The organism is Bacterioplanoides sp. SCSIO 12839, from assembly GCF_024397975.1.
Lineage (GTDB): Bacteria > Pseudomonadota > Gammaproteobacteria > Pseudomonadales > Oceanobacteraceae > Bacterioplanoides.
Map to the genome: position 1 here is coordinate 3824580 of NZ_CP073745.1, position 13487 is coordinate 3838066.

General features: G+C 49.4%; 11 protein-coding genes. 2 read left to right on the forward strand and 9 right to left on the reverse strand.

Annotated features, from left to right (window positions below):
- Positions 1 to 15 precede the first annotated feature (15 nt).
- Together KFF03_RS17295 and KFF03_RS17300 are read right to left on the reverse strand one after the other, a co-directional pair.
- Positions 16 to 1188, reverse strand: a complete 1173-nt coding sequence (locus KFF03_RS17295; protein ID WP_255858169.1) for a hypothetical protein — start codon at positions 1186 to 1188, stop codon at positions 16 to 18.
- An 82-nt stretch (positions 1189 to 1270) separates the two neighbouring features.
- On the reverse strand, positions 1271 to 2038 hold the full coding sequence (locus KFF03_RS17300) for a ParA family protein (protein ID WP_255858170.1): 768 nt from the start codon (positions 2036 to 2038) through the stop codon (positions 1271 to 1273).
- A 142-nt stretch (positions 2039 to 2180) separates the two neighbouring features.
- On the opposite strand from KFF03_RS17300, the gene KFF03_RS17305 reads away from it, so the two are divergent.
- On the forward strand, positions 2181 to 2618 hold the full coding sequence (locus KFF03_RS17305) for a hypothetical protein (RefSeq protein WP_255858171.1): 438 nt from the start codon (positions 2181 to 2183) through the stop codon (positions 2616 to 2618).
- Between the two features lie 16 nt (positions 2619 to 2634).
- Here KFF03_RS17305 and KFF03_RS17310 read toward each other — a convergent pair whose 3' ends face one another.
- From KFF03_RS17310 to KFF03_RS17320, 3 genes are all read right to left on the reverse strand, one after another.
- Positions 2635 to 3591 (reverse strand): WD40 repeat domain-containing protein, encoded by a 957-nt coding sequence (locus KFF03_RS17310; protein WP_255858172.1) that lies wholly within the window; start codon positions 3589 to 3591, stop codon positions 2635 to 2637.
- Between the two features lie 91 nt (positions 3592 to 3682).
- On the reverse strand, positions 3683 to 4162 hold the full coding sequence (rsd, locus tag KFF03_RS17315; protein ID WP_255858173.1) for a sigma D regulator: 480 nt from the start codon (positions 4160 to 4162) through the stop codon (positions 3683 to 3685).
- Positions 4163 to 4368: 206 nt separating this feature from the next.
- The gene (locus KFF03_RS17320; protein ID WP_255858174.1) at positions 4369 to 4914 is read right to left on the reverse strand and encodes a disulfide bond formation protein B; all 546 of its coding nucleotides are present in this window, start codon (positions 4912 to 4914) and stop codon (positions 4369 to 4371) included.
- Positions 4915 to 5065: 151 nt separating this feature from the next.
- Between KFF03_RS17320 and KFF03_RS17325 the strand changes: the two genes are divergently transcribed.
- Positions 5066 to 5473, forward strand: a complete 408-nt coding sequence (locus KFF03_RS17325) for a flagellar basal body-associated FliL family protein (RefSeq protein WP_255858175.1) — start codon at positions 5066 to 5068, stop codon at positions 5471 to 5473.
- Between the two features lie 81 nt (positions 5474 to 5554).
- Here KFF03_RS17325 and gshA read toward each other — a convergent pair whose 3' ends face one another.
- From gshA to KFF03_RS17345, 4 genes are all read right to left on the reverse strand, one after another.
- On the reverse strand, positions 5555 to 7147 hold the full coding sequence (gshA, locus tag KFF03_RS17330) for a glutamate--cysteine ligase (protein WP_255858176.1): 1593 nt from the start codon (positions 7145 to 7147) through the stop codon (positions 5555 to 5557).
- Between the two features lie 315 nt (positions 7148 to 7462).
- A complete protein-coding gene (locus KFF03_RS17335; RefSeq protein WP_255858177.1) occupies positions 7463 to 9829 on the reverse strand; it encodes a Tex family protein in 2367 nt (788 codons plus the stop codon).
- Positions 9830 to 10047: 218 nt separating this feature from the next.
- Positions 10048 to 11556 (reverse strand): SPFH domain-containing protein, encoded by a 1509-nt coding sequence (locus tag KFF03_RS17340; RefSeq protein WP_255858178.1) that lies wholly within the window; start codon positions 11554 to 11556, stop codon positions 10048 to 10050.
- Positions 11557 to 11770: 214 nt separating this feature from the next.
- Positions 11771 to 13309, reverse strand: a complete 1539-nt coding sequence (locus tag KFF03_RS17345; protein ID WP_255858179.1) for a phosphoenolpyruvate carboxykinase — start codon at positions 13307 to 13309, stop codon at positions 11771 to 11773.
- Between the last annotated feature and the right edge of the window lie 178 nt (positions 13310 to 13487).

Here is a 13487-nt window from a genome sequence, read left to right on the forward strand (position 1 = left end):
TCGTTTCCGCTTTGCTTAGTTAGCACCAAACAGGCTGGAACCTTCAGCGTTTTCTTCTGCTGGCTTCTCTTCAGCTGATTTTTCTTCAGTTTGAGGAGCCGCTTCCACCGCTGGTTCAACCACGGCTGCTTTTACCTCTTCAACAGCAGGTGCTGCTTCAACTGCCGGAGCTTCGGCTTTAGGTGCTTCAACCGGAGTTGCTGCTACTGGCGCGTCAACTACTTTGGTTTCTTCCACAGCTGCTGGCGCTTCAACGGTTTTTGGTGCCGCTTCTTTTTTCGCTACTGGCTTCTTGGGTGCTACCTTTTTAGCAGCAGGCTTCTTAGCAACCGCTTTTTTAGCGGCTGGTTTCTCTGCGGCTTTCTTGGCTGCTGGCTTTTTAGCCGGCGCTTTCTTTTCCGCTACTTTTTTCTCGGCCGCTTTTGCTGGGGCTTTTTTAGCCGCAGTTTTGGTTACAGCTTTTTTTGCCGCTGGCTTAGCTGCGGCTTTCTTAGCTGGTGCTTTCTTTTCAGCTGCTTTAGCCGGAGCTTTTTTTGCTGCAGTTTTGGTTGCTGCTTTCTTAGTTGCTGGTTTAGCTTTTTCAGTAGTTGGCTTCGCGGCTACCTTTTTAGCCGGTGCTTTCTTCGCCGCAGCTTTTTCTGCTTTTGCTTGTGCTTTTTCCTGCTCAGCTTCGAACTTGGCTACGATTTTCGCCAGAGCGGTACGTTGCTTGTCAGCTGCTTTCTGAACTTTCAGCGTTTCTTTTGCAGAGACCAGTACTTCGCGAGCTGCTGCTTTTTCTTCTTTAGCAACTTCAAGCTTGGCCTTGGCATTATCCAGCTGACGAACTGCTGCCGGAGTTTTCTTCACTTTAACCTTCGCGGCTACTTTTGCTTTGGCTTCTGTTGCTTTAGCCACTTTAGTATTCGCACGTTCCTGAGCAGTCGTTGCTTTAGCAACCGCTTTTTCTGCATCCGTCAGTTCTTTCGCTTGGGCCTTCTCCAGTTTTACCTGCAGCGCAGCAATGTCTTTTTGTAACTGCTGTACAGTAGTCAGTGCAACACGCTTAACAGCTGGCTTCTTCGCAGCCACTTTTTTTACCGGCGCTTTTTTAGCGACCGTTTTCTTAGCGACAGTTTTAGCAGCTGTTTTACGGACAGGTGCTTTTTTAGCAACAGGCTTTTTTGCGGCAGTCTTACGTGCTGGCATAGGAATATCCTCAGGAAGAAACAGAATCAGGTAGCGGCATTATACGAGTTCGAAAAAATTCATCTATGTCTTTTCGATGAATTTATTGGCTGGCTTGTTGAGATTGTCGCAACTCATGAATGGTTTGATCTATCCACTCAATCAAAGGTTGCCATTCAGCAATATCTTTTTTGTCTTTCTGATCAAAATCCACAATCCCTAAGCCGTGTTCGCTGGCACGCACATAAAACTGAGTATCACGGAGTGCAGTAATAAAAGGGATCTGTAAGCTGTTTAAAAACTTTTCCAGCTTGCCGTATATCAGTGTATTTTTGCGAACCCGATTAGCAATCACAGCAATCGGCTTCGGGTTCATACGATAAGAGCGTGACAACAACACATCACGAATAAACCCGGTTGCCGCACGGATATCAATCGCCGAAGGAATAACCGGAATTAACAACATATCCGACTGCTGAATCAGGTCCGATAAGACATTGCCCGCAAGCCCGGCTGGCGTGTCGATTACCACACGGGAAGTGTTCGCTGGTACACGCAGCGCCCAACTTTTGGTTGAGGTTTGCGGCGCATGTTTTTGGTAGGCCGCCACTCCAGTGATGGTTGGCAGGTGAACATCGCGCGCTGCCAGCCAATCCATTGATGAGCCTTGAGGGTCATAATCAATCATGGCAGTTAACTCACCACCATGCGCAAAATGGCTGGCGACATTGGTTGCCAGTGTGGTTTTACCACAGCCACCTTTCGCATTAGCAATCATCACCCGCACAGGCGCCGTCATACCCACCACGCGAGCATGAGGCCGGAAAGGGTTATGGCTGACAGAGTTGTTGTTTGATGTTTCGTTACTCACTGGTCTTCCGTTTTTTCTGTGTCCGTAAGTCGATAACTGAATACCAACATTTATGTTCGTTATTCAGTGGAGATAACAACTTTCTCTAAGTAAAGCATAAGGTATACTCAAGTGCTGAGAAACAGGCCTCAAGGATTGAAAAATGAAGTTAAAAATTGGCATGATGCTGGTAATTTTGGTCGTTGCCATGGCGGCTCCCTATTTTATTAAAGGCCGCGATGGCAAGCCACTGATGGCGTTTGGGCCGGAACAACCGGTTGATATTTTGTCTTCTGAAAAAACCCGACAACAATACATGAAGTGGCAAGACGAAAATGGTCTGTGGCATTTTGGTGATGAAGTACCCGAAGGTGTCGTTGCTCAGGTGGTGAGTGTGGATACCGCAGCGAATGTTATCCGCAGTGTGAAGTTGCCGAAAAAAGAACCTGAAGAAAAAGCAAAGGCGGATAAAGAAAGTACCCCAGGCATTCCGCTGCCAATGACCGTTCAGCCAGAACAACTCAGTCAGATGATGGACGATGCCGCTAATGTTCAGCAGCTGATGAATGATCGCACCAAGCAACTGGACAGCATACGCTGACCAACAGTCACATCCCTTATTTCAGGTAATACACCAATCCGTTTGAACCGGCGGCGACCCAGCTGCCGTTTGAACGGGCAACATCCTCAACCTGAACATTATTGCTTACCCATTTGTCCCGGGGTTCTGCTCGCCATACCTGTTGGCGCTCACCGTTGTTCACATTCCATAGCTCGATTTTTCCCGAGCTGCCGCCGGTAATCAGTTGTCCACCACCGTTTACAAAACGTGCTGCACTATAGTGACCGCGCACCTGAGCAATTTCTTTCAGCAACTGACCCGAACGGGCATCCCAGATTTTGCCGCTTTCACCAAATGCCGAAGTAAACAACAAACGTCCATCATCGGATAACTGAACCGTTCTTACCTGGTTATTATGTGCCAGTGTATGTATCGACTTACCTGTATCCAGATTCCAGATCCGGGCGCTGGAGTCGTCACTGCCCGAAGCCGCTAACACACCGTCTTCAGCAATGCTGACATCGTAGACAATGCCATCGTGTGCCAGGCGCTGACGGATGCCACCATTCTTGATATCAAATAACGTGGCAGTGTAATCCTGCATCGCCAGCAGAGCCAGGTTGCCATCGGCAGTCAGCGCAATATCTTCAATATCTCCCGGTGCATTCCAGAACCATACCGCCTCACCACTGTTGTTATCCCACAGTACAATAGTGCGGTTATCAGCCGTGGCGATAAAGTTGCCATCCGGAGAGAACGCACTGGTGAGGATATTGCTGTAGCCTTCGGCCTGATGGTTCCAGTCATAACGGCGTTCCAGTGGTGCCAGTGTCCACAGGCTGCCACCATGATGCAGGCTGCCTACCATGGCCTGATTACCGTCGGGAGATAAACGAATGGAATAGGATCCCTGTACGGCCACCTCTTCGATTTTTTCAGGCGCTTTAGCATCATCGCAGGCGCTGAGAAGGAAGGCGGAGGCAAGAATCAAACTGCGGGTCAGCAAAGACATAGATGTCGTCCCTGATAAATGGCGGTAGCAAAAGTTACTCTTAGTGTAGACCGTTTATCAGGGCTTCGCGGAGGGATTGGTAAAGCTGAGATCAGACTTCTTCAGCAACCAGATCTTTATGCACATTATGCAAACGCTCAATCAGCTGATCTTCCAGCTCAAAGCGTTCTTCCAGGACTTCACCAATGGACGATAAATCCGCTGGTAATTTGGCCAGCTGCTCAAACGCACAATCCTGATCGTAGGTATCGTTAAAGTCGACGCACTGTCCGGTTAACTTATCCAGCTGTGGAACCAACTCTTTGGCCAGCTCAACACCACCGTCATCATACTCTTTGGCTTCGTTGATCAGTTGCTCGTAAATCTCAAAATGACCCGCCGAACAATAATCAATCATAACCTGGCAAAAGCGACTGATATTTGGGCCTAATGGGTCGTCGGCTGATAACGGCTTACTGGCCGACAGGTTGCAGTACAACACAATGAGTTGCTGGCGTTCACTCAGCCAGTTATCAATCATTTTATGAACACCGCCCCAACGTTCGTGGGCTGTTTTGCAGTTCTCTAACATCGGATTCTCTCCTGATCCTGTCACAGCCGGGCAGGCTGTTTTTTATAGCTTGATGAAAACTATATGCGCGATAAAAAGCCTGAAGCAAGCAGCTTTTTTCACTTTTTTGACTTGCATTAACAGCCGGGTGTGCTTGTCAGGAGAATTTAAGAAAAGTGGTGGACAAGCACTGCCTGCTGTCCACCAGAAAAGGCGGGATACACGCGTTAGTTGCGTACCATAAAACGCTGTTTGATGGTGTGAAAAATGGCATACACGGCAGCCAATACAAACCCAATAAAACAAATGCGGGTCCATTCCGGCATGCTCATGCCCCATAAACTCCAGACGATTTCTGCGCAGTTACCATCGCCATTCAGCATCACACTCAACAGATCGGTTAACGGTAACGTCTCGATCAGATAGTTCATACTCGGTCCACAGGCGGGGACTTCCTCTTTGGGCAAGCCCTGCATCCAGATCTGGTGATCAGCAACCCAGGTAGAAAAAACAGCGGCTGCTAATGTGAATAACAGCGCGAACAACAGCGGCCAACGTGTATTGCGGCTTAAGAACGCCAGCAAAAATCCAACACCAATCATCACGGTGCCTAAGCGCTGAGTCATACACAGCGGGCAAGGATCAAGGTACAGCACATATTCAAAATAAAACGCGGCAGCCATCAAACCAACACAGGTTAAAAAGCCCGCCAGGTAACCCCAGTGCAACCATTGTGGATTCGTAAACCAATTACCATTGGGTGTAAGAGACACAGCATGCTCCATGAATGATCATTGTTATTAAGACGATTCGAGTCTAACACAGGCAGCGAACTCCGTTATCTGGTCTAAGATCAATACAGACGTAAAGTTTTGCACATGATTGAGTGGCCAATTTAACCGAACTGTTTAATAGGAGATATCCATGCTACGCATTGTTTGCAGCGTATTATTGATGCTGATTGCGACGGCCAGTTATGCCGAAGGTGAAGAAGCCGCAGCTCCTGTGTCGTCTGCGCGATACATTCATCTGGAGCCCGCGTTTGTGGTGAACTATGGCAGTAGTGGCCGTATGAAATACCTGCGAACGGAAGTCTCGTTGAAAGTCAGCAGCGGTGAAGCTGCCGCCATGGTCACTCAACATAAGCCATACATTCGCAATAATCTGGTGTTGTTAATGTCGGCGCAGGAGCCTGAAACCATGAATAGCTCCAAAGGGCGGGAATCACTGCGCAAGGTTTGCCTGGATGAGGTGCGTGCTGTTATGACACAGCTGGAGGGGATGCCATCCGTAGATGATTTGTATTTCAGTAACTTTGTAGTTCAGAACTGAGCTTGTACAGAATTGAATGTCGTGCAGAACTAAGCACTTAAACGACAAAGGGCAAGGAAATATCCCTGCCCTTTTTTATACTCAGCGTTGCAGATAGCCGTTCAGATATTCTGCGAATGACACATCATCATTGGCTTCCAGATCCGCCTGCTGCTGCAGTGACATCTCTGCTTTATTTTTCCATAACGCCATCACCTCTTTGCCCAGAGGTTCCGACAGTGTTTTACGATGCTGCTGTGCCAGCTGACGCGTCAGTTCAGAGAATTCCACATCCTGTTCCTGCATCGCTGTCAGCACCTGAGCCGACGGCGTTAATGAGCTGTCTGCTAACTTCAGCTTTTGCTGATTCAGCGCATCAATATGGAATGTATGACCACGTGCCTTATCCATCAAAGAAGCCAGCTCACGCATCTCTTCGATGATGTCCATTCCCCATTGCTGCAAGGAAACTTCATCATCACCACGCTCTAACATCAAGCCAGGTTTACGGCCTTCCATCACGGCTTTTTGCTGGTTGTTCTGAATGCGATTGTATTCAGCATCATCAATGTCATCGCTGCCCTGCAATAAACACCAGCTGACAAATACATCCATAAACTGCAGCTGCGGCACGTCCAGGCCCAATGGCATAAACGGGTTTAAATCGGTACTGCGTACTTCGATATATTCCACACCGTCATTGGCCAACGCTTCCAGTGGCTTTTCACCATTGCGTGAAACCCGCTTTGGACGAATATCACTGTAATATTCATTTTCGATTTGCAGCAGGTTAGTGTTCAGCTGTTTGTAGTGGCCATGTTCGTCTTGTAGGCCAATGTCATCGTAAGCCGCAACCGGCTCACTCACGGCCTTGCCCAGTGTTTTCACGTAGTTGTCGAGGGTGTTGTAACACACAATCAGATCCGACTGAGCACTGTTCTGATAACCCAGATCACTCATACGCAGTGATGTTGCATAAGGCAGATGAAGCGTGTGCTGTTTTAGCTTTTCCAGATCATTAGGCTGGCCATCAAGGAAGGACTCACACAAGGCCGGAGAAGCACCAAACAGATAAAACAATAACCAGGAATAACGACGAAAGTTGCGGATCAGGCCAAAATATTTTGCCGAAATATAATCCTGTAATTCTTTATCTTCCGGCTGGCGCTGATGTTCCAGTTCGAACAGAACCGGCCACAGCGCTTTTGGCATCGACACGTTGTAATGAATACCCGAGATGCATTGCATCATACGGCCATAACGATGCCATAAGCCATGACGGTAAACGTGCTTCAGTTGTCCCAGATTCGAATCGCCGTATTGAGCGATTGGAATACTCATTTCCCCCTGCAGAATACACGGCATGGAGTTAGGCCAGATCATTTCACCGTCCAGCTGGCTGTAGGTGTAGCGATGAGCAATTTCCAGATAAGCCAATGCTTCATGGGCGCTGTTAAACACCGGAGTAATAAACTCCAGCAGCGCCTCAGAATAATCGGTGGTGATGCTTTCGTGTGTTAATGCCGAGCCTAAACCTTTGGGATGAGGCTTCTGGCTGATCACACCCTGATCAGAGCAACGTAATCCTTCTTTTTCGATACCCCGCTGGATATTCGCCAGTAGTGACAGGTTTTCCGGCTGGCTGAGTGTATCCAGTGCCTGCTGCAGGTTGGATGAAGAAGTTGTATTGGCCAAAATCGCCTCGGTATCAAAATCGGTTTCGGGCTGGATTATAGGACAAAGGTGACAGGCGGGTAAGAGTAATACCGGAACAGCGTGTGGTTATAAATGGAACAGGCCCCTCCACCCTGAACTCAGAAGTTCTTCGGTCTGATTGTTTTCCGCAGCAGCGATAGGATATCGCGGAGCATCTTCAGCACAGGGACAAAAATGCAGGATAGCATTTTTGCACAGCTCAGCTGCCCGTAGGGCGAGGCACAAGGATGTGCCAAGTGCCGTGCCTTAGATGCGGCGACAGGAAAACAATCAGATCGGAGTATTTTCGCAAGTTTATTTTTTCTTCGCGTTCGCAAACGCAGCAGCCATTGCGCCACCCATGGCACTCTGGCCAGAGTTATTACCACCAAATGAGCGCTGCTGAGTGCCCCGGTTTCCCTGACGGCTACCACCTTTACGCTCGCCGGGCGTTTTTTCTTTGGCGCGTTCGTTAGCATCGTCTGACATGCGCATCGACAAGCCAATACGTTTGCGCGGTACATCCACTTCCATCACTTTCACTTTGACGATGTCTCCGGCTTTCACCACATCGCGCGGGTCTTTCACAAACGTATCCGACAGCGCGGAAATATGCACCAGGCCATCCTGATGCACACCGATATCCACGAATGCTCCAAAAGCAGCAACGTTGGTGATCACACCTTCGAGCACCATGTTGGGTTGCAGGTCTTTGATGTCTTCTACGCCTTCTTTAAATTCAGCGAATTTAAATTCCGGACGCGGATCGCGGCCTGGTTTTTCCAGCTCGGCGATAATATCTTTAACGGTGATTTCACCCACGCCGTCTTCCGAGAAGGAAGCAGCATTTACCGATTTCAGCGTCGCTGAATCGCCAATCAAGCTGGCAACATCTTTGCTGAATTCATGAGCGATTTTTTTCACCACTGGATACGACTCTGGGTGCACCGCCGACGCATCCAATGGGTTTTTGCCATTCATAATACGCAGGAAGCCCGCCGCTTGTTCAAATGCCTTTGGCCCTAAACGTGCGACTTTTTTCAGATCTGAACGCGACTGGAATGCGCCGTTTTCATCACGGTAAGCGACGATATTATTGGCCAGCGTAGTGTTTAAACCGGACACACGAGTCAGCAGCGGAGCAGAAGCGGTATTCAGATCCACGCCTACTGAGTTCACACAATCTTCCACCACCGCATCCAGCGAACGGGCTAATTGTGTCTGGTTTACATCGTGCTGGTACTGACCCACACCAATGGACTTGGGTTCGATTTTCACTAGCTCCGCCAGAGGATCCTGCAGGCGACGCGCGATAGAAACCGCACCACGAATGGTTACATCCAGATCCGGGAATTCTTTGGCCGCCAGCTCAGAGGCGGAGTACACCGAGGCACCGGCTTCGTTGACCATCACCTTCTGCACATTTTTTAATGCCGGCTGAGCTTTGATCATATCGCCGACAAACTTGTCGGTTTCGCGCGAACCGGTACCGTTACCAATCGAGATCAACTCAACATTGTGCTTAGCAATTAACGCGGTTAATACCGCCGCTGAACCGGCCAGATCGTTACGTGGCGGGGTTGGATAAATCGTCGCTTGATCCACCACCTTACCGGTGGCATCCACCACTGCGACTTTGACCCCGGTACGCAAACCCGGGTCGAGGCCCATGGTCGCTTTGGTGCCTGCCGGAGCGGCCAGTAATAAATCTTTTAAGTTTTCACCGAAGACTTTAATCGCCTGCTCTTCGGCACTTTCACGCACATTACCCATCAACTCGGTTTCCAGATGGGTCAGCAACTTGATACGCCAGGTCCACTTCACCACTTCGGCTAACCAGCGATCACCAGCACGGCCCTGATTTTCGATGCCGAAATGGTCGGCAATGATGCTTTCACACGGGCTGGCAGATAGCTTGTCGTCCGGATCACCTGTCACCAGCGAGAAGCTCAGAAAACCTTCATTACGGCCCCGCAGAATCGCTAACGCACGGTGAGACGGCACACCTTTTAACACTTCGTCATGTTCAAAGTAATCGGAGAACTTAGCCCCTTCGGCTTCTTTACCTGGCACCACTCGAACCGACAGCGTTGCTTCATTGGTCATAAAACGGCGCAGGTTTGCCAGCAGGTTGGCATCTTCGGCAAAGCGCTCCATCAGGATGTACTTAGCACCATCCAGCGCGGCTTTGGTGTCATCGATTTTATGTTCTGCACTCAGAAATGCCTGAGCTTCCGCTTCCGGATTCAGGGTTGGGTCAGCAATCAACTTCTCGGCTAAAGGTTCAAGACCCGCTTCAATGGCAATCTGGCCCTTGGTACGACGCTTCGGTTTGTACGGCAGGTACAAATCTTCCAGGCGGGTTTTGGTGTCGGCGGCGAGAATATCGCGCTTCAGCTCATCACTGAGTTTGCCCTGATCATCAATGCTTTTCAGAATGGTATCGCGACGATCTTCCATTTCACGCAGATAACGCAAACGCTCTTCTAAAATACGCAGCTGGGCGTCATCCAGAGAGCCGGTGACTTCCTTACGATAACGAGCGATAAAAGGCACGGTTGCACCTTCATCTAATAAGGCAACAGCGGCAGCCACCTGCTGCGGACGGATGGATAACTCTTCAGCAATGCGGGCGCCGATGCTTTGAAGGCGAGAGTTCTGGGCTCGTGAATCTACAGACATATTTTTCTAATACCTTAAACGGCAATTCTTAAAACAGATGAAACGATAAAACAGGAAGGGGAGTATAACGGAGATTTGAGATGCAGGAATCCGTAATAATGGCAGGTATTTTTGTTAAACGACCTTCTATCGCAGGGATGCGATAGCAGAGCATACAAGGACGTACTTGCGGCGCGTCGTGTACAAAGAATACCTGCTGTTATTAATCGGATATCCGATTAGTTCTTATCCGAAACCTCACGGTTATAGTTCAACCGTTTAGCTGCATCCAGGGTTAGCAGCTGCATAAAGGCTTTGGTTTCAGAGTCCGAACCCACTGGCGCACCACCCGCTCCGGAGCCACCAAACACATTGGTTGGTACCTGACGCTTAGCAAAGGCTTCGGCCCAGAGTTTCTGAATTTCGATCTCTGCGTCCAGCTTTTGTGCCAGCGCGTTATCGGCCTTCAGAATCACTTCTTTCTGATACGCTTCTGCATCCGCCAAGGTACGCTGGGTTTCCGCTTCGATACGGGCTTTTTCCAGTTCAATCTGAGCCGTGTCTTTGGCAATTTCAGCTTGTTCTTTCAGCTTCTGGGCATTGGTCAGAGCCAGTTGTTTTTCGGTTTCCGCTTCGGTGGTACGCTGAATCTGCTCTACTTTGGCTTTGGCCTGACGTTGAGCCACTTCACGCTCACCTTTGGCAATGGCTAACAGGCGCTGCTCTTCTTCCTGAATACGCTGTTCACGTGCAATGGCGCGATCGGCGGAGGCTTTTTGCTTCAGCTGCATACGTTCAACAAACTTAGTATTCGGGCGCATATCGGTGACACGAGCGTCCAACACAGTAATGCCAAAGTTGGTGAACTTCTGAGTTTTACGTCTTGGCGTGCCTTCATCATCCAGCACTTTATTGACCACAAATTCGATTTTGGTTTCGTCGCCGTACTCCTGCTGATTTTCACCCAGTGCGGCATTTGCGGACGATTTAATTCTGCGAGCGCTGCGTTTAATTTGTTCTTCACGACGCACCAGATAGATGCCACTGGACATCTGATTTTCGAATTCGGAATTAAATTCAGAACGGCCACCGGAATAATATTCTTCGGCGCTCATCAACGAAGCGGTTGCCTGAATGGTTTCTTTAAATGCTGGAATTAACGCGGTGCGTAATAAGTTCTCCGGAGAACGATATTCATGCGCCAGCTTAAGGAAGGACTCCGGATCTTCAGGAATAGAGAAACGTACGGTAGCTTCTGAATCAGCATCCACCTGATCGAGGAACATAATATTCATTGGCGGCAACGTCGCACTGGCATCGGAATCATCACTCTCGGCTTCCAGTTGCTCACGACGACCAGCAACGGCCTGAACCGTCATGGCACGCTTCCAGGCGTTATAGCGGCCAAATAAATAGGTGTTGTAACCCACATCCGACACCACTTTTTCTTCGCCCGTAATGGTACGCACATGATAAATGTAGCCCGGCTCGGCATAGAAAAAGATCTGATTAAAAGCACCCACCGCAAACGACAAAATCGCCGCGCCTACTAAGGTTGGCACCAACTGAGATGGAAAGTCATAAGTGATTTCGTCCAACCGCCCGCGAATTTCCTCCGGGCTTTTACCCTGCCCTTCTAACTCGCTGCGCATACGCTCGATTTTCATTTTTTGTGACGAGCGGATAAACCCCATTGCGATGATGCTGGCGATGCATAATACGCCAATCAGAATGCCCCAAAATGCCATAGTCGTTCCTTGTGTTCCTTAGCGAAAGAGAGCCGATACTTTATAGAGGGGTCAATTAAGAGACAAGGGGAGCAGACAAGAGTCATCAATAGATAAAAATTGCAGGCAATAAAAAACCGCATTCCCTTTACTGTTTAAGCAAGAGAACGCGGTTTCTTTTATTCGCTAAAACGAATAACTGGCTATATTACTTTTGTAATTAGTCCAGCCGATCTTAATCCAGCTTAGGCGCTGCAGCTTGAATACCTTCAGAAACGTCGTATTTCTTGAAGTTTTCAACGAACTGACCCGCCAGGTTCTTAGCAGATTCAGTCCAGGCCGCTTCGTCGCCCCAGGCTGCGATTGGGTTCAGCAGCTTGGTTTCAACGCCGCCGACAGACTTAGGTACGTTCAAGCCGAATACTGGCAGAGTTTCAGTTTCAGCATCACGCAGAGCACCGCTCTGGATTGCGCTGATTACTGCACGAGTCGTTGGGATAGAGAAACGCTCACCACCGTTACCGTTCGCGCCGCCAGTCCAGCCAGTGTTTACCAGGTAAACCTGAGAGTCGAATTCAGTCACACGCTTCATCAGCAGTTCCGCGTATTCACCCGCCGGACGTGGGAAGAATGGTGCGCCGAAACAGGTAGAGAAGGTAGACTTCAGACCTTTAGAACCACCCATCTCAGTAGAACCAACCAGAGCGGTGTAGCCAGACAGGAAGTGGTATGCAGCCTGTTCTTTGCTCAGGATAGAAACAGGAGGCAGAACGCCAGTCATATCACAAGTCAGGAAGATAACGGCTTTAGGCTCGCCACCTTTGTTTTCTGGTACGCGTTTCTCAACGTGCTCCAGTGGGTATGCACAACGGCCGTTTTCAGTCAGGCTGGTGTCGGCGTAGTCTGCAGTACGGTTGTCGTCACCGATCACTACGTTTTCTACGATGGCGCCGAACTTAATCGCGTCCCAGATGATTGGCTCGTTCTTCTTAGACAGATCGATGGTTTTGGCGTAGCAGCCACCTTCGATATTGAATACCGTGCCTTTGCCCCAACCGTGCTCGTCGTCACCAATCAGGTAACGGCTTGGGTCAGCAGACAGAGTGGTTTTACCAGTACCAGACAGACCGAAGAACAGGCAAGTGTCGCCATCTTCACCAACGTTGGCAGAACAGTGCATTGGCAGCACGTCTTTTTCTGGCAACAGGAAGTTCTGTACAGAGAACATGGCTTTTTTCATTTCGCCCGCGTAACGCATGCCAGCCAGAAGCACTTTGCGTTGTGCGAAGTTGATAATCACACAACCATCAGAGTTAGTGCCGTCACGCTCTGGTACACATTCGAAACCAGCGCAGTTCAGGATCTGCCACTCTTCTTTATCAGCCGGGTTGAAGCTTTCAGGACGGATAAACAGGTTACGACCGAACAGGTTCTGCCATGCAGTCTGAGTAGTCATTTTAACCGGCAGGTAATGAGCCGGATCAGAACCAACGTGAACCGTCGATACAAAGCTGTCGTGCTGAGCCAGATACTCTTCAACACGCTCCCACAGCGCATCAAATTTGTCAGCGTCGAATGGGCGGTTGATGTTGCCCCAATCGATAGCGTCTTTGCTGCTTGGCTCTTCAACAATGAAACGGTCCATTGGAGAACGACCAGTACGCTTACCAGTGGTCACAACCAGTGCGCCAGTGTCTTGCAGACGGCCTTCGCCGCGTTGCAGTGCGTGTTCTACCAGTTGAGCTGAAGATAAGTTGGTATAAACAGTGGTCATATCGGTGCCCTGTGGGTCCTCATGTGGTCTGTACGGCTTGTGGCCATATCAAAGCGTCTGTAACGTCCCTGCCCGGATAGGGATAAAACTAAACAGGAACGAATCCAAAATTCAGGCGCGCGATTATGGCAGAAAATCGCGCAAACGATAACCCTTGTCTTTTAGCGTCCGCCCAGCT